This window comes from Rhodanobacter denitrificans (assembly GCF_000230695.2).
In the GTDB taxonomy this organism is placed as follows: domain Bacteria; phylum Pseudomonadota; class Gammaproteobacteria; order Xanthomonadales; family Rhodanobacteraceae; genus Rhodanobacter; species Rhodanobacter denitrificans.
This window is the reverse complement of the sequence record NC_020541.1, coordinates 2,300,700-2,321,391: the sequence shown is the minus strand read 5'-3', so window position 1 is coordinate 2,321,391 and position 20,692 is coordinate 2,300,700. Positions and strand designations below refer to the sequence as shown.

Below are 20,692 nucleotides of genomic sequence, written 5' to 3'. Positions count from 1 at the left end.
TTCGGCTCTTCATAAACGCTACAAAGTGCGCGCGGACGAACGAAGAAATCCTGGAGACCTTGATGCTGGTGATATGCATGCGGCATTTGAGGTCGCGCGTAGCTTTCGCGACAAATACCTGATTCCCACCGCCGAAGTCTCGCTGACCAACCTGGCGCGCGACACCATCCAGGACGCCGACGCACTGCCGCTGCGCATGACCGCGCACACGCTGTGCTTCCGCGCCGAAGCCGGCAGCTACGGCCGCGACACCCGCGGCATGATCCGCCAGCACCAGTTCGAAAAGGTCGAGATGGTGCAGATCACCCATGCTGACCAGTCGCATGCGCAACTGGAGGAAATGGTCGGCCACGCCGAGAAGGTGCTGCAGAAACTCGGCCTGCCGTACCGCAAGGTGCTGTTGTGCAGCGGCGACATGGGCTTCACCGCGGTCAAGACCTACGACCTCGAAGTGTGGCTGCCCAGCCAGCAGACCTACCGCGAAATCTCCAGCTGCTCCAACTGCGAGGATTTCCAGGCGCGCCGGCTGCAGGCCCGCGTGCGCAACCCGGACACCGGCAAACCCGAGCTGGTGCACACGCTCAACGGTTCCGGTCTCGCCATCGGCCGCACCCTGATTGCGGTGATGGAGAACTACCAGAATGCCGACGGTTCGATCGACGTGCCCAAAGTGCTGCGCCCGTACATGGCTGGTCTGGACAGCATCGCGTGAACACGCCGGCATCCGGGTACGGCCGCTGGGGCAGGGTGGAGTTCTACACCAGCTTCTTCCTGCTGGCGGTGCTGGCCACCGTGATCGGCATGCGGCTAGGTTTCGACGGCGTGTGGCGAATGCCCGTGCTCGACCTCGACCTGTCCGTGGTGGCCATGGCACTGGTGCTCGCCAGCTTCTGGTTCGCCCGCCGCAGCCGCCGCTGGCGCCTCGCCATCATCGCCTTCGCGAGTGCCACCCAACTGGTGCCGATGGTGGTACGCGAACCGGTGCTGCTGGTTCCGCTGCTCGGTGCGTTGATTCCGGTGGGGATTCTCGCGGGGTGCCTGGTGGCGTTGTCGAAGAAGGGCACCTGACTGTAGGAGCGCACTCTGTGCGCGATGCTTTTGGTCACGTGACGAAGAGCTCGCGCACAGGGTGCGCTCCTGCAGAATCGGAACCACGATCATCCGGCTTCCCCCACAGGCACCCGTCGCCGTGTTCCTGATAGCATGGCGACCCTCGCAGAAGATCGCGAACAAGTCTGGAGAGATGGCCGAGCGGTTTAAGGCAGCAGTCTTGAAAACTGCCGTAGTGGCAACACTACCGTGGGTTCGAATCCCACTCTCTCCGCCAGATATGCAACTAAGATCATGATTTCATGGGCTTTTTTGTTGTATTCGTTTGACGTATCACGCTTTGTTCCCACCTGCTGCAACGTGCCATAACCGCTAGTCTTGCCTCCATTCGAACGGGGCGTTATGACAATTACTGTTCCCCTCAAGGGACTTAAATCCCAAAGTGTCGCCAGCCTAAAGCCGGGGGCCTTCTTCTACGAAGTGTCGGTTAGGGGAGCTGTGCGCGAGTATTGCTTGCGCGTAGATCCAGATGATCAAAGGCGCCCGGCAGCGAGCATATCTCTTGCTGGTGACGAGAGGTTTTCGCTAACGCTCATGAGCATTGCCACAGCAGGATCTAAAGTGGTGCTAGCAATTCCAGTTGGCGATCTGCTCGCGAAGTTTGAGGTTCCAGCGGCAGTTAGCGAAGCTAGATACACGCCCGGCAACCTTTTGGTTACCGACGATGACGCATACATCGTGATCACTTGGAAGACCGTCGCTGGAATTAACTTGGCGGCGCTCAGCATGAATACGTGGAAGCTTGTCGAGCCCCCCGATGTCTGCGCGTGCTTCGAGAATTGGGAGCTTCTATCTCGCGGCTCAAATGGGGTCGATACATCGCTGCTGAAAGTGGGCGCGTAGCAGCAGAGCAAAAAAGCCCGCTGTAGCGGGCTTGGTGTGGGAGTGAAGCCGAACTAAGGCCAAGGTGACGGCATCATTCCATTGCTTGCCGCATAGAACTCGGACTGCTTTAGACCGGCTTGCCTGGCCATGGAATGCACGAGGTCATGAGAGAAGGGCGCCTTCGGACAGTCGACCGTGACTGTACGCATGTGGCCTCGCGCCATCATCTGATAATGCTCGTGCGAACCATCCTGACGGACTTTACTGAATCCCAGCATCTTCAGGAGTGATTTGACCGCGCGGCAATCTAGCTGCGGTTTGCCTCCCACTCAACAGAGCGCCGGCTGTCGAAACGACATCAGTTCGAACTTTCCGCGATGATCATGACGGCCGCCGTGATGGCGAGGCCGGCCGATGTTGTCGAAGGCGACCGCCGCGCGGACATACCAGTAGCGAAGCTGAATGGCGAGCGGGGCAGGTCGGAACAGCATGTCGCGCTGGTATTGCGGATCCGTTTGCTCCATGGCCAGCTTCAGGTAGCTGTTAATCATCGCTTCGAGCTTTGCTCGTACGTCAGGCAGCGTGTCGGCCTGTACTGCGAGGTTCAAGTCAATACAGAACGCCTGCCATTGCTTCCCGATCTTCTCCGCATAGCATCTGACTTTCCGTTTATTTGACGACATCTCAGACCCCCGTCCGTGACCGGAACTGCTTTCGATAACCGCCTATTCTAGGCTCCGTGCTCGGTTGAATTGTTAAATCTGCTCTAAGTCAAGCTTGACAAGGTTGATCTAACGGTTTAGCGAAGAATGTGTCAACAGCGGTCATCATCTCGCCCATCCGAGAATCGGCGCCACCATCCACCATCGCGTAGCCGACGCGGCTGAACGCCAGTCCTCCCAGTTCCCGATTCAGCGCACGCGACCAATCCCCACCTCTTGATACCGTACACCTCACGGCAGGCAGGCTGCCAGCGCGTCCAACTCAACGCCCTTGTCCAGTGATGTACCGGCCACTTCATCCAGGTCGTCGCCAAGGGCTTCGGCGCGGGCGAGGTGTTGATTGATTGACCGTTTGGTCATGCCGGATGCTTCAGCCGTTTCGGCGGCAAAGGCTTTCGGTTGCGGCCGGCCGTGTTTAGCAACAGGTGGGAAATCTTTTCCCACCTGTTCTGGATGCAGTGCTGTCCAGATTTCCGCCCTGCGCTTCACGGCCACCGACCGCTGCGCCGCCGTCAGTGGCGGTAACCATTGCCCGGTATCATCAGCCCCAGCTCCATGACCGGCTCGGCGCGGGTCGCCCCGAAGATCGCCGTGACCACGGACAGCACCAGGTCGTCGTGTGCGCCTTCGCGCGCGCCGAATTGCGCATTACCTGCCGTGCTGAAAGTCACCCGGAAGTCTTGCAGCTCACGCGCTAGCGTTGCGGCATCGGCTAGTTCCGGCTCAATGAGCAGGTCGCCCGAATGCAACAGCGCCTGTATCCGGCTCACCAGTTCCAGCTTGGCGACATGCCAGCCATCGGCGGTGCGCGTGACGGCGGTGCCGGAAGTGATCGTGACAGCGTGCATGCGCTTCGTGCGCGTTTCTTTGAACATGTCCCAGGGACCAGCGCCTACGCCGGTCTTGTCGATGTACGTCGCCGCATGATGCGATGCCAGCGGGTCACTGCACAGCAAGCCGAGCACGGTCTTGTGGCTGCCGAGGAGGCGCTCGTAGATAGGGCGGTTCCAGCCGCGCCAGTACCGGGTGAAGGGTGGCGCCATGTTGGCGCAATAGGCGGGAAGCATGAAGTAGGCAAGCTGCAGCAGGTGCGTCCACGGGTCGCTCATGAAGCCTTGCTCCTGGTCTGCTCGCCAGCTTGTTGCGCCGGTGAGGCATCGTTGGCGAAATGCATGAATCGTCGCGTGGCCGTTTCGACCGGCGGGGAGGCCATCGTCGCCGCGATCGGGAACACGGAGAAGGCAGCCGGCAGCAACGCAAGGCCGGGATCGGTCGCCAGCGGCGTCGCGGGAAGAACGACGATGCTGGCGATGTCCGGCAGCGCGCCGACGAGCGACGAGCAAGGCCTTGCTTGGTCGGCTTTGCAACGGGCCACCTGCGCCATGCGACAAGGGATATCCGCATTCGCCCTGTCCACGTTCACGATGAATCAGGCAGGACTCGATCCTTCACGCTGCCGCACGGGTTCCTCGTGAACCCGCTTCGGCACGGCCCGATTGACTGGAATCAACCAGGTTCGCGATGCAGTGTCCACTTGATCGTGGTCAACACCGCCCCCTGCGGGCGTGCGCATGCTGCGGTCGTCGATACCGAAGGCACGAGCGTGGGCAAGCTGGACGGCAGGGCAACTGATGGCGCATGGGGCAGCGGGGCGGCCTGCGCGGCTCGACTGGTGACGGTACATCGCGGCAGTGCAGGGCGGTCCACTGCAACACCGACGCGAGATCGGCGCGTTGCATCCGCCCGGCCACAGGGACGAGCCGGATGAGCTCGCCATTGACGAATCAGAATCCATGACCGGCAGCGAACTGGACATTGATGATGGCCACGCCCTGCCGCCGAGGATCCAACCCAACCGAGGAGCCAGCCATGTTCAAGCACATCCTTCTTCCCATCGACGGTTCGGAGCTCTCGTTGCGCGCGGTCAAGCTCGGCCTCGAACTGGCGCAGGCATGCAAGGCGAAGGTCTATGCGCTGCATGTGGTGCCGCCGTTCCACACCATCGCCTACATGGCCGAGATGGTGACTGCCACCGAGGCCACGTACGCGCGGGACGCCGTTGTGCGCGCCGAGCGTTATCTGGCCGAAGTGCAGCAGCTGGCCAAGGCGGCCGGTGTCGAATGCGGCAGCAGCTATGTTTTCAATGATCACCCGCATGAGGCGATCCTCGAGACCTCGCGTGCGCAGCACTGCGACCTGGTGGTCATGGCATCGCACGGCTGGCGCGGCGTGACCCGCTTGCTGCTCGGAAGCGAGACCCACAAGACGCTGCTGGAAAGCGAGATTCCAGTGTTGGTATGCCGTTGAGCGCCGGGTGCCGGCGAACCGCGGATCGAAGGGGTGCGGCTGGCTCCGGCGAGGGTCGTCCGGTCGCCGCCTGGGCTGTGCCTGGCCAGGCCTCACTTCCCCTAAATCACGAACATCACCGCCGCCATCGCGGTGGTGGTCAGCCAGCCGAACAGTTTCAGCGACCACGACGTGGTGAATTCACCCTTGACCTTGCGCTGCGAGCCCATCGGCATCAGCGCGGCCATCAGCGATACCGCGGCCAGGCCGTTGATCACGGCGCTCCAGTACCGCGCCTTTGCCGGGTCGAGTGGGGTGAGGTTGAGTGCGGTGCTGAGCAGGGCGGAGCCGATCAGCACGCCGCAGAAGTAGCGGTAATCCCCTCGCTTGTCGGCCGCAGGCCATAGGTCAATGGCAGGTTGCGGAACCAGGTCGCGACGGCGGTCAAGGCGTCGCTGTCGGCCATGGTGAAGAACAGTGCGTATACCGCTACGGTCAGCGCGAGCATTTGCGGGAATGCGGCGCATCCCTTCGCTGCATTGTGCTCGTGGACGATCAGGGTGCCGACGACGAGGCAAATGCCTGCGCACCGTTAGCGGCTGTTTCCGCCGATGACCACGTTGCCGCTGTTCATGGCGCAGACCTTGAACGGCGACGCTTCGTGCCAGGCGACGATGGATCGCGACGTCGTGGAACGGATCGCCAACGACCTGTCACCATGCAGCACGGCCACGGGCGCGTATTGCAAGGCGCGGCAGACCGTGCGCCGAACGCCCATCAGTGCGCACTTCCCTTGGCCGCAGAGGCTAAGCGTGTCAGAGCCACCTGCAATTTTTTGCGGCGATATGGCGGGCTGGATTTTCGAGTCGCCGACAGCATTGGAGTGACCGGGTCGCCCGTGCAACGGAACGCCCACAAGAACGGCAAAGCCCACTTCCTGCCTCCAACGTCCCAACTCCTGTCGTGCGAACCCGGGTGGCAAGTACATACGAAGAGACCAGTGTCGGCATGCCCAGGGTGCCGCCGGAGCCGAGCGCGGTGCGGTGACGAGTGCGCCGAGTGGCGAGGCTGTCGCCAACAGGGTGATTTCACGCACGTACTACCAATGGGGGACTTTTTTGGTGGAAAGGGTCGGAGTAGGTTGCGCTGTAGGGGATACAGGGCCAACCAGAAGGGGAGAGAAAATGCCTAACCATGCAGGGGTCAACATCGTGCTTTTGCGCGCAGTGCGCACAGCGCTTGCCGCCGCGGCGCTGGTCGCGTGTTCGGCGCAGGCGCAGGATCCGGGAGCGTCGGACAGCGGGCAGGCCACGGCCAGCCAGGCGACCACGGCGCAGGGACGCAGCAATGCGGCGAAGGCCAAATCGACCACCACCCTGCAGGAAGTCGTGGTGACCGGCACGCACCGGGCCGGCCTGTCGCCGACTGAGTCCATCTCGCCGATCGACGCGTTCAGCGGCAGCCAGATCACGAACCAGCCGTCGGCGGATTTGACCGACGCGTTGACCAACATCGTGCCGTCGCTGACTACCCAGCGCTTTCCGATCGCCGACGGCACGGCGTTCGTGCGGCCGGTGTCGTTGCGCAACCTGTCGCCGGACCAGACCCTGGTGCTGGTCGACGGCGTGCGCTTCCATCGTTCGGCGCTGGTCAACCTGCAGATCGATCCGCTCGGCACCTTCAACCAGGGCGCGCAGGCGGTCGATTTCTCGGTGTTTCCGTCCAACGCGATCGAGCGCGTCGAGGTGCTGCGCGACGGTGCCTCGGTGTTGTACGGATCGGATGCGATCGCCGGCGTGGTCAACGTTATCCTGAAGAAGGCTCCCAAGGGCGTGACGGTCGGCGCGGAGCTGGGCAAGTACGACAAGGGCGATGGCGACCTGCGGCGCTATGACGCCGACGCCGGATTCCCGCTCGGCGCCGACGGCTTCGTGCACGTGAGCGCCGAGCGCGAGACCACCGATCCCACTTCGCGCGGCATTCCGCAGCACAACGCGGCGCTCGTCGCGGCGGCGGTGGGTGCGAACCAGGTGCCGTACAACGGCCTCGGCCAGCGCTGGGGCGACCCGCAGACCAAGTCGAACAAGCTCTTCGTCAACGCCGGCCTGCCGCTGACGGGCGACGTGGAGCTGTACGGCTACGGCAACTTCATGGACAAGAAGGTCCTGTCCAGCTTCTTCTACCGCAACCCGGTATTGCCGGCGCAGTACGGCATCGCCGGCCGCTCGACGCTGGTCAACTACGCCAGCGGCACCCTGACGCCGGCGGATGCGCCGCAGTCGCTGGTGGACAGCATCGTCGCCGGCGGCGGCAATCCGGCGAACTACCTCACGGCCAACGCCGCGAGTTCGAGCGGCTGGGTGCTGCTCAACCCGATCTACACGCAGTTCCCCGGCGGCTACAGCCCGATGTTCGGCGCGGACATCGCCGATCACCAGCTGGTCGGCGGCGTGCGCGGCGGCGGGCAGAGCAACTTCCAGTGGGATGCGCACTACCGCACCGGCAGCAACGAGGTCGACTACCGGCTGCAGGGTTCGATCAACCCGAGCCTGGGCAGCCTTTCACCCACCAGCTTCCACCCCGGCAAGCTGACCCAGCGGGAGCAGGGCGCCGGCGCGGATTTCGTCCGCTCGTTCGACAACTCGCCGCTCACGCTGGCCTTCGGTGCGCAATGGCGCCAGGAGACCTACATCATCCACCAGGGCGACGCCGGTTCGATCGCGGTGGGGCCGACCGCGTCGGTGTTCGGCGTGGGCTCCGATGCCTTCCAGGGCTTTCCGACCAGCGCGGCCGGGCGGTTCACGCAAAACAGCGACTCCGCCTACTTCGACGCCGAGACGAACCTCACCGACAAGTGGTCGGGCGCCGCGGCGGTGCGCTACGAGCATGCGAACGGCTACGGTTCCAAGGTGGTGTACAAGCTTTCCAGCCGCTATGCGTTCACCGACACGTTCGCGCTGCGCGGTACCTACAACACCGGCTTCCGCACGCCGACCCCGGGCCAGGCGAACACGCTGAACGTCACCACCACCGCGAACGCCCAGGGTGGCCTGATCCCCAGCGGCACCTATCCGGTGAACAACCCGGTGGCGCGCGCGCTCGGCTCGACGCCGCTGCAGACTGAGACGTCGAAGAGCCTGTCCGTCGGCGCCGTATGGACGCCGGTCGACAACGTCACGACGAGCCTGGACTATTACCGGATCAGGATCGACAACCGCATCGGCCTGGTCAGCAAGACCGTGACCCAGGCCACCGTCGATCAGCTCGCCGCCGGCGGCTACCCGAATGCGCAACTGCTGCTCGGCAGCGACGCCAGTTACTTCGGCAATGCGTTCGGCTCCCATGTCCACGGCATCGACTTCGTGGTCGACACGTTGCACCAACTGGGCAACGGCAGGCTCAACATCGACTTCCGCTACAACCGCAATACGCAGGACGTGGTCAAGGTCAAGCCGAACACACTCAACAACGATTTCGTGTACGACCTCGAACACCAGGTGCCCAAGAGCCGGTCAGTACTCAGCTTCGACTACGGGCTGGACCGGTTCGACGTCATCGCCCGGATCAACCATTACGGCGGCTGGAGCACCACGGTCGGCCTGTTCGGCAGCAACAACCCGCCGGACGACGTGGATCACTACAGCGGCAAGACGCTGCTCGACCTGGAGGCACGCTTCAAATTCAACGACACCTTCACGGTGGCTGTCGGAGGCAACAACGTCTTCAACACCTACCCTGGCAAGGAGCAGAACGGCACGCTGCAATTTCTGGGCGTCAAGTACGCGCTCACCTCGCCGTTCGGTTTCAACGGCGCGTTCTGGTACGCGCGGGTGACGGCCAGCTTCTGACCACCCGCCGCCATGCGGGGCCGTCTCCCCGGGCGTGTCCGGGGAGACGGCCGATTCAGCCGCGGGCCTCCATCTGCAGCGTGGGGCGGTCGAGAACGAACAGGGCGGCCACCGCCACGAGTTGCATCCTGTTGACAATGCACCTGCCCGCGCCCCGGCGTAGGCCGACTACACGCCGTAGTAGCCGCGGTACCAGCTCACGAAGTTTGCGATGCCGGTGCCGATCGGAACCTTCGGGGCGTAGCCGACTGCCCGGATCAGCTCCGACACGTCCGCCTCGGTATCGGGGACGTCGCCCGCCTGCATGGGCAGCATTTCCATTTGCGCCTTGCGCCCCAGGCACTGCTCCAGCACCGCGATGTAGCGCAGCAGTTCCACCGCTTCCGCATTGCCGATGTTGTACAGCCGGTACGGCGCAACCCCGCTGCTGGCCGGATCGGGGGCGTTCCCGTTCCAGTCGCTGTCCTTGCCCGGCAACGTATCCAGTGTGCGGATCACGCCTTCCACGATGTCGTCCACGTAAGTGAAACTGCGTTTGTGCCGGCCGTGGTTGAACACCTTGATCGGCTCGCCGGCCAGGATCGCCCGGGTGAACAGGAACAGCGCCATGTCCGGGCGGCCCCACGGTCCGTAGACGGTGAAGAAGCGCAGCCCTGTGCACGGAATGCCGTACAGGTGCGCGTAACTGTGCGCCATCTGCTCGTTGGCCTTCTTGGACGCGGCGTAGAGGGTGAGCGGGTGTTCGGTGGATTGATGCTCGGAAAACGGCATGGCGGTGTCGGCGCCGTACACCGAACTGGTGGAGGCGAACACCAGATGCTCCACCTCGTGCCGGCGGCAACCTTCCAGCACGTGCAGGAAACCGGTGACGTTGCTGGCCACGTACACGTGTGGGTTTTCGGCCGCATAGCGCACGCCGGCCTGCGCCGCCAGGTTGATCACGCGCCGCGGCTTGTGCGCGGCGAAGGCATTCTCCATCGCCGTGCGGTCGGCCAGGTCGGCATGGACATGCGTATAGCCCGGGTGCGCGATGAAACGCGCCAGCCGGGCCTTCTTCAGGTTGACGTCGTAGTAGTCGTTGAGGTTGTCGAGGCCGATGACCTCATCGCCGCGTTCGAGCAGTTGCAGTGCGACATGCGAGCCGATGAAGCCGGCGGTGCCGGTGACCAGTACTTTCATGGCATGAAGTCCCGCTCAGAGGCGGCCGTCGACCGCTTCGCGCGGCAGCAGGCATTTCACGTCGTACAGCACCGAGGCGGCCTTGCCGAACGCGCGGATGCCGGCCGGGCCCATGCCGACGAACTGCTGGTGGCCGACCGCGATGATCACCGCGTCGTAGCTGCCGGTTTGCGGCTGGGCGAGGGGCGTGATGGCGTATTCGTGCTCGGCTTCGGCGGCGTTGATCCACGGATCGTGGACATCGACCTGGGCGTTGTAGCCGTGCAGCGCCAGCACGATGTCGACCACGCGGGTGTTGCGCAGGTCCGGGCAGTTCTCCTTGAACGCCAGGCCCAGGATCAGCACGCGCGCCTGCACCGGGTTGATGCCCTTGCGCACCATCAGGCGGATCACTTCGCCGGCGATGTACGGCCCCATGCCGTCGTTGGTGCGGCGGCCGGCCAGGATCACGTCCGAATGATGGCCCACCTCCTGTGCCTTGTGCGTGAGGTAGTACGGATCCACGCTGATGCAATGGCCGCCCACCAGGCCCGGGCGGAACGGCAGGAAGTTCCACTTGGTGCCGGCGGCCTCGAGCACTTCCAGCGTGTCGATGCCCAGCTTGTTGAACAGGATGGCCAGGTCGTTGACCAGCGCGATGTTCAGGTCGCGCTGGGTGTTCTCGATGACCTTGGCCGCCTCGGCCACCTTCAGCGAGCTGGCCCGGTACGTGCCGGCGGTGATCACCGAGCTGTACAGGCGATCGACGAAATCGGCCGTTTCCGGCGTGGAGCCCGACGTGACCTTGCGAATGCCGGTGACGCGATGCTGCTTGTCGCCCGGGTTGATCCGTTCGGGACTGTAGCCGGCGAAGAAATCGCGGTTGTAGACCAGACCAGAACCTTTTTCGAGGATCGGGACGCACACTTCTTCCGTGCAACCGGGATACACGGTGGATTCGTACACCACCACGTCGCCGGGCTTGAGCACCTTGGCCAGGGTTTCGCTGGCCTTGATCAGCGGCGTCAAGTCCGGGCGCTTGGCGAGATCGATCGGCGTGGGCACGGTGACGATGTAGGTGTCGCGGTCCCGCAGGTCGTCCAGCTCCGCGCTGAAGCGCAGGCGCGTGGCCGCGGCCAGTTCGGCGGTGTCCACTTCCAGCGTGTTGTCGCGACCGGCAACCAGCTCATCGATCCTGGCCTTCTTGATGTCGAAGCCGACGGTGTCGTAGTGCTTGCCGAACTCCACGGCGAGCGGCAGGCCGACGTAGCCCAGGCCCACGATGGCGAGCTTGGTGTTCTCCATGTTCCGCATTCGGTCACCTCAACATGCTTTGAGTGGACAGCCTTATGCGCGTGCAGCCCCGGCAGTCGCAGACTGCGGCCGGTCGCCTCCGCGTGTCAATGTTCGGGTGGGCTGCCGATTGCCCGGAAAGCAATGGGCATGTGCGCTGTGTGCCGGTGGCCCACGTTGCCGACCACCAGGGCATAGCTGCCGTTCTTGCCGGCGATCTGCAGCAGCGGCTGGTCCAGCAGGGTCGCGCTGCATGGGGTCCTTGATGAGGGTCATGGGGATGCTCGACTCGTAGGGATGGGAGTCACAGGTGGGGCTCCCAGCTGCTGACACCCTGCGTGATTATCTCGTGAACATGCTCGAAGACAGTCCGTTGCTGGCGATAGGGATCGGGAATGTCATTCCCGTGCAGCCATTTGTCGAGCAGGTAAACCTTGTCGCGGACCTCGGGGGCGAGCCGAATCATTGCGGCTACATGGTTCTTTTCCATGCCCAGTACCAAATCGGCCTGGCGCAGGATGGCAGGTGTCAGCTGATGCGCGCGATGCATCGTGCCGTCGATGCCGTTTTCGGCAAGCAATTGCAAGGCAGTCGCATCCATCGGGCTGCCGACGAGCGCACCGAGCCCGGCGCTGCTGAATTCGATGCCGCGCGTCGCCATGCGCTGTCGAAACAGGTATTCAGCCATAGGGCTGCGGCAAATGTTGCCCACGCAGACAATCAGTATCCGTTTGTACACGGTGCCGACTTGCTCCCGGGGTCCAAGCCAGCTGGCGTCGATCAAGGACGCAAGAGATAGCGAGATCGGCCCTCTGTCTGTTTTTGGAGAAGGTCTTTTATAGCAGGTGCCCATGGCATTTCTGCCGGAGCCAGGTCATGTAACTTGTGATGATTAAGTCAATAACCGAGCCGTGAGTGACGGTGGCTTGCCTTATCTCGATTATCCCGTTCTTGCAGTCTCGGAGGTTTTCGAGGCGTCGTTGAAATACCAAAGATTACCAGCGCTGCGAGTCATGCAAATGTGAATGTGAATGTGAAAGCGATTTTCACGCCAGTTTGCCTTGGCCGTGAAGTTGGCCGGGTGAATGTTGGCCGAGTTTGAGTCTTTGTCGAATTGACGCTGCCAGGCGGGAGTCGATCCGATCAGTGGCGGTGTGCGGGTGCGTCACGAAAAAATTTGCACATCGTGAACGCGCCGCTGGAGCGCATTGCCGGCAAGCACGCCACGTGTCCATGCTGCCGGTGCGGATACCGGACGTCTTTGCTGCAGCGCAGGCACCGTCGATCCACAAGCGCAGCGGCTGCCGGCGTGCCGTCCGGGCCGAGCGCGGGTTTCCGCGGTCCATGAAGGAGTACCGTTCATGAACAACAGCGTCCTCGTCACCGGCGGTGCCGGTTACATCGGCAGCCATGTCGTGCAGCAGCTGGTCGCACGTGGCGAGCGCGTTGTCGTCATCGACAATCTGAGTACCGGGTTTCGCGACGCGGTGCGTGGTGCCGAACTGGTGGTCGGCAATGTCGGTGATCGCGCCCTGGTTGCCCGCGTGCTGGGCAGGCATCGGGTCGATGCGGTGCTGCATTTCGCCGCGCATACGGTGGTGCCCGAATCGCTGGGCGACCCGCTCAAGTATTACGGCAACAACACCTGCAACACGCAAAGCCTGCTCGCCTGCTGCGCGGAGGCTGGCGTGGAGCGGTTCATCTTTTCCTCCACCGCTGCGGTCTACGGCGTGACCGAGAACGGCATGGCCGACGAGGACACGCCCACCCGGCCGATCAACCCGTACGGCGCGTCCAAGCTCATGTCCGAGACCATGCTGCGCGATCTTTGCGCCACCGGAGCGATGCGGCACGTGACCCTGCGCTACTTCAACGTCGCCGGTTGCGATCCGCTGGGCCGCATCGGGCATTCGACGCCGCACTCGACGCTGCTGATCAAGGTTGCCTGCGAGCATGCGGTCGGCAAGCGCGCCAGCGTATCGGTCTTCGGCAGCGACTACGACACGCCGGACGGCACCGGTATCCGCGACTACATCCATGTGGAGGATCTGGCCGCAGCCCACTTGCAGGCACTCGACCACCTGCGCGATGGCGGCGAATCACTGACTCTCAATTGCGGCTACGGCCACGGCTACAGCGTGCGCGAAGTCATCGACGCGGTGCAACGCGTCGACGGCCACCCGCTGACGGTGATCGAATTGCCGCGTCGGGCCGGCGATACGCCGATGCTGGTGGCGCACAGCGACCGGCTCAAGCAGCGACTCGATTGGCGGCCTCGGTACGACGACCTGGATGTCATCGTGGGCACGGCACTGCTGTGGGAACGAAAGCTCGCACGGGAGCCCGCAACGCTGGCTGACAGGGCATGAACCTCGGGGAGGAGGCCTTTCTCCCGTTGTTCACTCCTCTCCACTCACTCGTCGCTCCTATGCCACCGTGACCGATTTGGCCGGGTTGCCCGGCTGGTCGGCGTCGGTGCCGCGCCGCACGGCGACGTGGTCGGCGAGCAGCTGCAGCGGCACGGTGAACACGGCCGGCGCGATGAAGCTGCCGCCGGATTGCACGCGCAGCATGATGCCGTTGCCGGCCAAGTCGTCCAGTCCATGCCGACGGCAGCCTCGGCAAACACGATCAGGCGGCCGCCGCGGGCGCGCACTTCCTGCAGGTTCGACTTCAGCTTGTCCAGCAGTGGGCCGTTCGGCGACGCCGGATACTGCACGCCGCGGCCGAGGAACAGCACATGCTGGTGCTGGGTGAATTCGCCAGCCAGTTCGATGATCGCCGGCTCCATCTGCAGCGCTTCCTCGATCGCGCGGCAAGTACTGCAGCTCGGCGCACAGCGCCGCATAACGGTCATTGTTGCCGCCGTGGCACCGGCCGGCAGACAGATGCAGGATCACCGGGATGCCGGGCGCCTCGGGTTCCAACGGCGGACTGAAAGCTTCGGCGGCGTCGCCAGCGGCGAATTTCGGACGGGCCCTACTTCCCCCATGTCACGAACATCCCCACCACCGCTGCCCCCATCGCCGCCGTGGCCAGCCAACCGAACAGTTTCAACGGCCAGGGCATGGTGAAGTCGCCCATGACCTTGCGCTGCGAACCCATCAGCATCATCGCGACCATCAGTGGCACGGCGGCCACGCCGTTGATCACCGCGCTCCAGTACAGCGCCTTGATCGGGTCGAGCGGGGTGAGGTTGAGCGCGATGCCGAGCAGGGCGGAGCCGATCAGCACGCCGTAGAAGAAGCGGGCTTCGTGCGGCTTGTGTTCGAGTCCGCTGCGCCGACCGAACGCGCCCGCGGCGGCGTAGGCGGTGGCACCGGCCAGCACCGGCACGGCGAGCAGGCCGGTGCCGATGATGCCGGCGGCGAACAGCGCGAAGGCCAGATCACCGGCCAGCGGTCGCAGCGCTTCGGCGGCCTGGGCCGAGGACTGGATGTCGGTCTTGCCGTGCGCGTGCAGCACCACGGCGGCGGTGAGGATGATGAAGAACGCGATCAGGTTGGAGAAGATCATGCCCACCGTGGTATCGATGCCGATCCGGCGCAGCGCGCTTGGTGCCTGTTGCGGCGCGTCCTGCAGCGGCTTGCGCCGCTTGCTCGTCTCGATCTCCTCCACTTCCTCGGAGGCCTGCCAGCAAAACAGATAAGGGCTGATGGTGGTGCCGAGCAGGGCGACCAGGCCCATGGCGTAGGCCGCGTCCCAGCGGATCGGCGGCAGCACGATGCTCCTGAGCACCGCGCGCCAGGGCACGTCGATCACCAGCGCGGTGGCCACGTAGGCGAACAGGCTGAGCGTGAGCAACTTCAGGATCGGTGCGTAGCGGGTGAACGGGATGAACACCTGCAGCAGCAGCGACAGCCCGGCGAACAGCGCGGCGTAGAGCAGGGCCGGCCCGCCGATCAGCAGCTTCAGCGCCGCGCCCATGGCGCCGATGTCGGCCGCCAGGTTGATCACGTTGGCGACGAAGACCAGCATCAGCAGCGCGTAAACCAGCGTGCGCGGGTAATACCGGCGCATGCCGTCCATCAGGCCATGGCCGGTGACGCGGCCGATGCCGGCGCTGATCGCCTGGATCGCGATCATCAGCGGCATGGTCACCAGCGCCGCCCACAGCATGCCGTAGCCGAATGCCGCGCCCACCTGCGAGTAGGTGGCGATGCCGCTGGGGTCGTCGTCGGCCGCGCCGGTGATCAGGCCGGCGCCGAGGTCTTTCCAGGGCGGGGTTTCCGGGCCGCCGTCTTCGGTGTTTTCGCGTACGGCCATGGGGTTTCCGCTGGGTGATCCTGTCCGGCACTGCGGCAGGGTATCTGTCCGGATGATGGAACCGTCGAACCGTGTGTGTGACGAGGTGTCGCAGCGAATTTCACAAGCCGCGGTGTACATAGTGCACCGAGCCGTATCTTCGCATTCACGGGGCTGCCCGATCATGACTACCGATGCCTTCGCCCACCAGCCGCTCGACCCCGATCAGTTGCGCGGCATTGATGCCTGGTGGCGCGCCGCCAACTACCTCTCGGTCGGGCAGATCTACCTGCGCGCCAATCCGCTGCTGAAGGAGCCGCTGACGCTGGCCCACGTCAAGCACATGCTGCTGGGCCACTGGGGCACCACGCCGGGGCAGAACTTCATCTACGCGCACCTGAACCGGGCGATCCGGCAGTACGACCTGGACATGATCTACCTCTCCGGTCCCGGCCATGGCGGTCCCGTGGTGGTGGCAAACGCGTACCTGGACGGCACCTACAGCGAGGTCTACCCGGACATCAGCCAGGACGAGGTGGGGCTGCAGCGGCTGTTCAAGCAGTTCTCGTTTCCCGGTGGCATCCCCAGCCACGCCTCGCCGGAATGTCCCGGTTCGCTGCACGAGGGCGGCGAACTCGGCTACTCGCTAAGCCACGCGTTCGGCGCGGTGTTCGACAACCCCGGGCTGATCGCCGCCTGCGTGGTCGGCGACGGCGAGGCGGAAACCGGGCCGCTGGCCACGGCCTGGCATTCAAACAAGTTCCTCGACCCAGTAGGCGATGGCGCGGTGCTGCCGATCCTGCACCTGAACGGCTACAAGATCGCCAACCCCACCGTGCTGGCGCGGATCGGCCATGACGAGCTGGAGCAGTTGCTGCGTGGCTACGGCTGGACGCCGTACATCGTGTCGGGCAGCGAACCGGCGGCGATGCACCAGGCGATGGCGGCGACGCTGGACGCGGTGGTGGCGCAGATCCGGCAGATCCAGCGCGGCGCACGCGAGCAGGGTGTCGCCACGCGGCCGCGCTGGCCGATGATCGTGCTCGATTCGCCCAAGGGCTGGACCGGGCCGAAGCTGGTGGACGGCAAGCCGAACGAGGGCAGCTTCCGCGCGCACCAGGTGCCGCTGTCGATCTCCGCCAGCAGCCCGCCGGAGCACCTGCAGCAGCTCGAAGCGTGGCTGCGCAGCTACCGGCCGGACGAGTTGTTCGATGCGCACGGCCGGCTGCGGCCGGAACTCGCCGCGCTGGCGCCCGCCGGCACACGTCGGATGAGCGCGAACCCGCACAGCAACGGCGGCCTGCTGCTGCGCGACCTGCGCCTGCCGGACTTCCGCGACTACGCGCTCGCGGTGCCGCAGCCCGGCGTGCGCGGCAGCGGCGACACGCGCGTGCTGGCGCCGTTCCTGCGCGACGTGATCCGCCTGAACGAGTCGTCGCGCAACTTCCGCGTGTTCGGCCCGGACGAGACGGTGTCGAACGGCCTCGGCGCGGTGTTCGAGGCTACCAACCGCCAGTGGCAGGCCGCGCTGAAGCCGAACGACGAATTCCTCGCGGCGCACGGCCGGGTGGTCGAGATGCTCAGCGAGCACCAGTGCGAAGGCTGGCTGGAAGGCTATCTGCTGACCGGGCGGCACGGCCTGTTCAACTGCTACGAGGCGTTCATCCACATCGTCGACTCGATGTTCAACCAGCACGCCAAGTGGCTGAAGATGACCGCGGCGATCCCATGGCGGCGCCCGCTCGCCTCGCTGAACTACCTGCTGGCTTCGCACGTGTGGCGGCAGGACCACAACGGCTTCACCCATCAGGACCCCGGCTTCATCGACCACGTGGTCAACAAGAAGGCCAGCATCGTGCGGGTATACCTGCCGCCGGACGCGAACTGCCTGCTGTCGGTGATCGATCACTGCCTGCGCAGCCGGCACTACGTCAACGTGGTGGTCGCCGGCAAGCATCCGGCGCCGCAATGGCTGGCGATGGACGCGGCGCAGCGGCACTGCAGCCAGGGCATCGGCATCTGGCCGTGGGCCAGCAACGACCAGCACGGCGAGCCCGACGTGGTGATGGCCTGCGCCGGCGACGTGCCCACGCTGGAGACGCTGGCGGCGGTGTCGGTATTGCGCCGCTACCTGCCGGAGCTGAAAGTGCGCGTGGTCAACGTGGTCGACCTGATGAAGCTGCAGTCGCCCAGCGAACATCCGCACGGCCTGGACGACGACGATTTCGACCAGCTGTTCACCCGCGACAAGCCGGTGATCTTTGCGTTCCACGGCTACCCGACCCTGATCCACCGGTTGACCTACCGGCGCACCAATCACGACAACCTGCACGTGCACGGTTACAAGGAGGAGGGCACCATCACCACCGCGTTCGACATGACCGTGCTGAACGCGCTGGACCGCTTCCACCTGGTGATCGACGTGGTCAACCGCGTGCCGCAGGCGGGCGAGCGCGGCATCTACCTCAAGCAGAAGCTGCTGGACAAGCTGATCGAGCACAAGCAGTACATCGACGAGAACGGCGAGGATCTGCCGGAAATCCGGAACTGGGTGTGGGACGCGCCGGAGGCCGGCATGCTGGCCTAGCGTCAGTGGCGGGTGAGCGTCGCCGCAGCCGTCGCGGCCACCCACTCCTCGTTGGCCGCTTCCACCACCACCTTCACCCGGCTGGATGCGCTGGAGATGACCGGCGCATGGGCGGCATTCGCGGTCGGGTCGATCGCCACGCCGAGAAAACCCAGGCCGGCGCACACGCGTTCGCGGATCACCGCCTGGTGCTCGCCGATGCCGGCGGTGAAGACCAGCATGTCCAGCCCGTCCAGCGTGGCCGTCAGCGCGCCCACTTCGCGCACAATGCTGCGCACGTACAGGGCCAGCGCCTGCTGCACCGGCAACTCGCCTTCGCGCGGCAGCAGCTCGCGCGGATCGGCGGAAACTCCGGAGACGCCGAGCAGGCCGGACTCGTGGTACAGCATGCGGCCCACGCGTTCGAGCGACAACTTGCGGATCTCCATCAGGTAGATCACCGCGCCGGGATCCAGCGCACCGCAGCGCGTGCCCATCATCAGCCCGTCCAGCGCCGAGAAGCCCATCGTGGTGGCGACGCTTTGCAGGTTGCGCATCGCGCACAGGCTGGCGCCGCTGCCCAGGTGCGCCACGATGGTGCGGCCGCGTGCGGCGTCGCCGTAGCGCTCGCCCAGCACCTGCGCCTGGTACGCGTAGGACAGGCCGTGGAAACCGTAGCGACGCAGGCCCTGGTCCCAGGCCGAGCGCGGCAGCGGCAGCATCTTCTCGACGGTCGGCATGCTCTGGTGGAAGGCGGTGTCGAAACAGGCCACCTGCGGCAGTCGCGGCAGTTCGTCCAGCAGCGCGCCGATCGCTTCCAGCGCGAACGGCTGGTGCAGCGGCGCCAGCGGGATAAGGCTTTTCAGGTCGGCCAGCACCGCGGCATCGACCCGCACCGGTTCGAAATATTTGCTGCCGCCGTGCACCACGCGGTGCGCGATCGCCACGATGCGGCGGCCCTGCAACCGCGCCACGATGCGCTGGCGCAGATAAGTCAGCGCGGCATGGTAGGGGTGCTCGCAGCCCAGCGCCAGCATCTCGGCCGCCGCGCCGCTTTCGCTGAATACCGGGGCATCGCCGGTGATGCCCTCGACCTTGCCGCCCCAGGCGGGCGTGCGCGCCAGCGGCGTCGCGTCCGCGTCGAACAGCGCGAACTTGATGCTGGACGAGCCGCAGTTCAGCACCAGGATCAGCGAGTTGCCGCCGCGGTCGTTCATGGCGGGCTGAGCCGGTAATGGTGGGCCACCAGTGAGGCGAGCGCGCACGAGGCGATGCGCGATTCGCGCGAGTCGGCGCGGCTGGTCAGCACGATCGGCACGCGCGCGCCCATCACCACCGCCGCGCTGGTTGCGCCGCCCAGGTATTCCAGCTGCTTCGCCAGCATGTTGCCGCTTTCCAGGTCGGGCACCAGCAGGATGTCGGCCAGGCCGGCCACGTCCGAGACAATGCCCTTGATCCGCGCGGCGGCGACGGAAATCGCGTTGTCGAACGCCAGCGGCCCGTCCAGCACGGCGCCGGCGATCTGGCCGCGGTCGGCCATCTTGCACAGCGCGGCGGCATCGAGCGTGGTCTGCATGCGCGGGTTGACGGTCTCCACCGCGGCGAGGATCGCCACGCGCGGCAGGGCCACGCCCACGATGTGCGCCAGGTCGATCGCGTTGCACACGATGTCGGCCTTCTCCTCCAGCGTCGGTGCGATGTTGATCGCCCCGTCGGTGATGATGAACGGCCGCGGGTACGCCGGGCTGTGCATCAGGTAGCAATGCGAGATGCGCCGCGCCGTGCGCAGGCCGGCGGCGGAGGTCACTACCGCCGCCATCAGTTCGTCGGTGTGCAGGCTGCCCTTCATCAGCGCGTCGACGCGGCCACCGGCGGCGAGTTCGACCGCTTTCGCGGCGGCGGCGTGGCTGTGCGGCACGTCCTCGATGGTGATGCCGGAAAGATCAAGCCCGGCCTTGCGCGCCACTTCCGCGAGTCTTGCCTGCGGCGCCACCAGCACCGGTTCGATCAGGCCGGCCGCATGCGCATCCAGCGCGGCGGCGAGGCTGGTTTCGTCGCAGGGATGCACCACGGCCACCCGGATCGGGCCCAGCGACAGGGCGCGGGCGGCCAGTGGCCGGCCGTCGGCGTCGGGCAGGCGCACTTCCGGCAGGCGGGTGCGGGCGTATTCGATGCGCTCGTCCGGTGCGGTCACGTCGACCGTGCCGTCGATCGCCAGCACGCCGTGCTGGTTCGTGCAGCGACAGGCGAAGCGGATGCGCCTGGTCGCCGCGTCCCGCGCGATCGCCTGCACCTGCACCGCCAGCGTGTCGCCGATGCGCACCGGCGCGTGGAAACGCAGCGCCTGCTCCAGGCAGGCGGTACCGGCGCCGGGCAGGCGCGTGCCCAGCACGGCGGAGATCAGCGCCGCGCCCCACATGCCGTGGCCGATCACGCCGTGGAAGCCGGGCGAGGCGACGAACGCCGGGTCCAGCCGCTGCGGATCGCTGTCGCCGTAGAGGGTCGCCAGCAGTTGCACGTCCTCGGCGCTCAGCGAGCGCTCGATCGTCGCGCTGTCGCCGACGGCGATCTCGTCGAACGTGCGGTTGCGGATCAGCGGCGCGGCGGTGTCGGGCGTGGTCTCGTCCATGCTTGGGTTC

At 65.3% G+C, this 20,692-nt stretch carries 21 protein-coding genes, 1 tRNA gene and 1 pseudogene; 8 read left to right on the top strand and 15 right to left on the bottom strand.

The features are described 5' to 3' along the window. Positions 1-88 precede the first annotated feature (88 nt). The 4 genes and pseudogenes from serS to R2APBS1_RS20125 all read left to right on the top strand — a co-directional run. Positions 89-712, top strand: a pseudogene (gene serS / locus R2APBS1_RS20660) (serine--tRNA ligase); the annotation flags it as partial. Then, on the top strand, positions 709-1,068 hold the full coding sequence (locus R2APBS1_RS10560; RefSeq protein WP_015447945.1) for a hypothetical protein: 360 nt from the start codon (positions 709-711) through the stop codon (positions 1,066-1,068). The pseudogene serS and the gene R2APBS1_RS10560, both read left to right, overlap by 4 nt. A gap of 169 nt (positions 1,069-1,237) precedes the next feature. Beyond that, positions 1,238-1,327 (top strand) — tRNA-Ser (locus R2APBS1_RS10555). A 317-nt stretch (positions 1,328-1,644) separates the two neighbouring features. Then, positions 1,645-1,953: a hypothetical protein gene (locus R2APBS1_RS20125; protein WP_157769738.1), complete on the top strand. Its 309-nt coding sequence runs from the start codon at positions 1,645-1,647 to the stop codon at positions 1,951-1,953. 53 nt (positions 1,954-2,006) lie between these two features. On the opposite strand, the gene R2APBS1_RS20695 is transcribed toward R2APBS1_RS20125, so the two are convergent. From R2APBS1_RS20695 to R2APBS1_RS10540, 5 genes are all read right to left on the bottom strand, one after another. Next, positions 2,007-2,213, bottom strand: a complete 207-nt coding sequence (locus tag R2APBS1_RS20695) for a type II toxin-antitoxin system HicA family toxin (RefSeq protein WP_217154263.1) — start codon at positions 2,211-2,213, stop codon at positions 2,007-2,009. A gap of 51 nt (positions 2,214-2,264) precedes the next feature. Beyond that, positions 2,265-2,618 (bottom strand): hypothetical protein, encoded by a 354-nt coding sequence (locus tag R2APBS1_RS10550; RefSeq protein WP_015447943.1) that lies wholly within the window; start codon positions 2,616-2,618, stop codon positions 2,265-2,267. 270 nt (positions 2,619-2,888) lie between these two features. Further along, complete coding sequence (locus R2APBS1_RS20120) at positions 2,889-3,152, bottom strand: hypothetical protein (protein WP_015447942.1); 264 nt, start codon at positions 3,150-3,152, stop codon at positions 2,889-2,891. A gap of 17 nt (positions 3,153-3,169) precedes the next feature. After that, positions 3,170-3,766, bottom strand: a complete 597-nt coding sequence (locus R2APBS1_RS10545; RefSeq protein ID WP_015447941.1) for a hypothetical protein — start codon at positions 3,764-3,766, stop codon at positions 3,170-3,172. Beyond that, a complete protein-coding gene (locus R2APBS1_RS10540; RefSeq protein ID WP_041676759.1) occupies positions 3,763-4,041 on the bottom strand; it encodes a hypothetical protein in 279 nt (92 codons plus the stop codon). Before R2APBS1_RS10540 ends, R2APBS1_RS10545 begins: the two co-directional genes overlap by 4 nt. A 485-nt stretch (positions 4,042-4,526) precedes the next feature. Between R2APBS1_RS10540 and R2APBS1_RS10535 the strand changes: the two genes are divergently transcribed. Then, positions 4,527-4,964, top strand: coding sequence for a universal stress protein (locus R2APBS1_RS10535; protein WP_015447940.1), 438 nt, complete (start codon positions 4,527-4,529; stop codon positions 4,962-4,964). 101 nt (positions 4,965-5,065) lie between these two features. On the opposite strand, the gene R2APBS1_RS10530 is transcribed toward R2APBS1_RS10535, so the two are convergent. The 3 genes from R2APBS1_RS10530 to R2APBS1_RS20115 form a co-directional block, all read right to left on the bottom strand. Further along, positions 5,066-5,302, bottom strand: coding sequence for a hypothetical protein (locus tag R2APBS1_RS10530; protein WP_007508149.1), 237 nt, complete (start codon positions 5,300-5,302; stop codon positions 5,066-5,068). Continuing rightward, a complete protein-coding gene (locus R2APBS1_RS20395) occupies positions 5,296-5,451 on the bottom strand; it encodes a hypothetical protein (RefSeq protein WP_162129405.1) in 156 nt (51 codons plus the stop codon). The genes R2APBS1_RS10530 and R2APBS1_RS20395 overlap by 7 nt, the downstream gene beginning before the upstream one ends. An 84-nt stretch (positions 5,452-5,535) precedes the next feature. After that, on the bottom strand, positions 5,536-5,877 hold the full coding sequence (locus R2APBS1_RS20115; RefSeq protein WP_157769737.1) for a hypothetical protein: 342 nt from the start codon (positions 5,875-5,877) through the stop codon (positions 5,536-5,538). A gap of 250 nt (positions 5,878-6,127) precedes the next feature. On the opposite strand from R2APBS1_RS20115, the gene R2APBS1_RS10525 reads away from it, so the two are divergent. Continuing rightward, a complete protein-coding gene (locus R2APBS1_RS10525; protein ID WP_015447939.1) occupies positions 6,128-8,791 on the top strand; it encodes a TonB-dependent receptor plug domain-containing protein in 2,664 nt (887 codons plus the stop codon). A gap of 168 nt (positions 8,792-8,959) precedes the next feature. On the opposite strand, the gene R2APBS1_RS10520 is transcribed toward R2APBS1_RS10525, so the two are convergent. The 3 genes from R2APBS1_RS10520 to R2APBS1_RS10510 form a co-directional block, all read right to left on the bottom strand. Beyond that, positions 8,960-9,970 carry an NAD-dependent epimerase gene (locus R2APBS1_RS10520; protein ID WP_015447938.1) on the bottom strand — a complete coding sequence of 337 codons (1,011 nt, stop codon included), beginning with the start codon at positions 9,968-9,970 and terminating at the stop codon, positions 8,960-8,962. Positions 9,971-9,985: 15 nt separating this feature from the next. Next, positions 9,986-11,263, bottom strand: coding sequence for a Vi polysaccharide biosynthesis UDP-N-acetylglucosamine C-6 dehydrogenase TviB (gene tviB / locus R2APBS1_RS10515; RefSeq protein ID WP_015447937.1), 1,278 nt, complete (start codon positions 11,261-11,263; stop codon positions 9,986-9,988). A gap of 283 nt (positions 11,264-11,546) precedes the next feature. Continuing rightward, on the bottom strand, positions 11,547-11,981 hold the full coding sequence (locus tag R2APBS1_RS10510) for a low molecular weight protein-tyrosine-phosphatase (protein ID WP_027489443.1): 435 nt from the start codon (positions 11,979-11,981) through the stop codon (positions 11,547-11,549). 622 nt (positions 11,982-12,603) lie between these two features. Between R2APBS1_RS10510 and galE the strand changes: the two genes are divergently transcribed. Further along, positions 12,604-13,611 carry a UDP-glucose 4-epimerase GalE gene (gene galE, locus R2APBS1_RS10505; RefSeq protein ID WP_007508158.1) on the top strand — a complete coding sequence of 336 codons (1,008 nt, stop codon included), beginning with the start codon at positions 12,604-12,606 and terminating at the stop codon, positions 13,609-13,611. A gap of 57 nt (positions 13,612-13,668) precedes the next feature. On the opposite strand, the gene R2APBS1_RS20540 is transcribed toward galE, so the two are convergent. Then, positions 13,669-13,833: a hypothetical protein gene (locus R2APBS1_RS20540; protein WP_236127011.1), complete on the bottom strand. Its 165-nt coding sequence runs from the start codon at positions 13,831-13,833 to the stop codon at positions 13,669-13,671. 388 nt (positions 13,834-14,221) lie between these two features. After that, complete coding sequence (locus R2APBS1_RS10500) at positions 14,222-15,508, bottom strand: NRAMP family divalent metal transporter (protein WP_007508163.1); 1,287 nt, start codon at positions 15,506-15,508, stop codon at positions 14,222-14,224. A gap of 163 nt (positions 15,509-15,671) precedes the next feature. Here R2APBS1_RS10500 and R2APBS1_RS10495 point away from each other — a divergent pair, with 163 nt between their 5' ends. Further along, on the top strand, positions 15,672-18,074 hold the full coding sequence (locus R2APBS1_RS10495; protein WP_015447935.1) for a phosphoketolase family protein: 2,403 nt from the start codon (positions 15,672-15,674) through the stop codon (positions 18,072-18,074). Between the two features lie 2 nt (positions 18,075-18,076). On the opposite strand, the gene R2APBS1_RS10490 is transcribed toward R2APBS1_RS10495, so the two are convergent. Continuing rightward, positions 18,077-19,270, bottom strand: coding sequence for an acetate/propionate family kinase (locus tag R2APBS1_RS10490; RefSeq protein WP_015447934.1), 1,194 nt, complete (start codon positions 19,268-19,270; stop codon positions 18,077-18,079). After that, positions 19,267-20,682: a bifunctional enoyl-CoA hydratase/phosphate acetyltransferase gene (locus R2APBS1_RS10485; protein WP_015447933.1), complete on the bottom strand. Its 1,416-nt coding sequence runs from the start codon at positions 20,680-20,682 to the stop codon at positions 19,267-19,269. Before R2APBS1_RS10485 ends, R2APBS1_RS10490 begins: the two co-directional genes overlap by 4 nt. Positions 20,683-20,692: the final 10 nt, after the last annotated feature.

Bases quoted from the DNA above. Each gene is read 5' to 3' on its own strand.
- R2APBS1_RS20125 (WP_157769738.1), top strand. From the start codon at position 1,645: ATGAGCATTGCCACAGCAGGATCTAAAGTGGTGCTAGCAATTCCAGTT.
- R2APBS1_RS20695 (WP_217154263.1), bottom strand. From the start codon at position 2,213: ATGCTGGGATTCAGTAAAGTCCGTCAGGATGGTTCGCACGAGCATTAT.
- R2APBS1_RS10550 (WP_015447943.1), bottom strand. From the start codon at position 2,618: ATGTCGTCAAATAAACGGAAAGTCAGATGCTATGCGGAGAAGATCGGG.
- R2APBS1_RS10545 (WP_015447941.1), bottom strand. From the start codon at position 3,766: ATGAGCGACCCGTGGACGCACCTGCTGCAGCTTGCCTACTTCATGCTT.
- R2APBS1_RS10540 (WP_041676759.1), bottom strand. From the start codon at position 4,041: ATGGCGCAGGTGGCCCGTTGCAAAGCCGACCAAGCAAGGCCTTGCTCG.
- R2APBS1_RS10535 (WP_015447940.1), top strand. From the start codon at position 4,527: ATGTTCAAGCACATCCTTCTTCCCATCGACGGTTCGGAGCTCTCGTTG.
- R2APBS1_RS20395 (WP_162129405.1), bottom strand. From the start codon at position 5,451: ATGCTCGCGCTGACCGTAGCGGTATACGCACTGTTCTTCACCATGGCC.
- R2APBS1_RS10525 (WP_015447939.1), top strand. From the start codon at position 6,128: ATGCCTAACCATGCAGGGGTCAACATCGTGCTTTTGCGCGCAGTGCGC.
- R2APBS1_RS10520 (WP_015447938.1), bottom strand. From the start codon at position 9,970: ATGAAAGTACTGGTCACCGGCACCGCCGGCTTCATCGGCTCGCATGTC.
- tviB (WP_015447937.1), bottom strand. From the start codon at position 11,263: ATGCGGAACATGGAGAACACCAAGCTCGCCATCGTGGGCCTGGGCTAC.
- galE (WP_007508158.1), top strand. From the start codon at position 12,604: ATGAACAACAGCGTCCTCGTCACCGGCGGTGCCGGTTACATCGGCAGC.
- R2APBS1_RS10500 (WP_007508163.1), bottom strand. From the start codon at position 15,508: ATGGCCGTACGCGAAAACACCGAAGACGGCGGCCCGGAAACCCCGCCC.
- R2APBS1_RS10495 (WP_015447935.1), top strand. From the start codon at position 15,672: ATGACTACCGATGCCTTCGCCCACCAGCCGCTCGACCCCGATCAGTTG.
- R2APBS1_RS10490 (WP_015447934.1), bottom strand. From the start codon at position 19,270: ATGAACGACCGCGGCGGCAACTCGCTGATCCTGGTGCTGAACTGCGGC.
- R2APBS1_RS10485 (WP_015447933.1), bottom strand. From the start codon at position 20,682: ATGGACGAGACCACGCCCGACACCGCCGCGCCGCTGATCCGCAACCGC.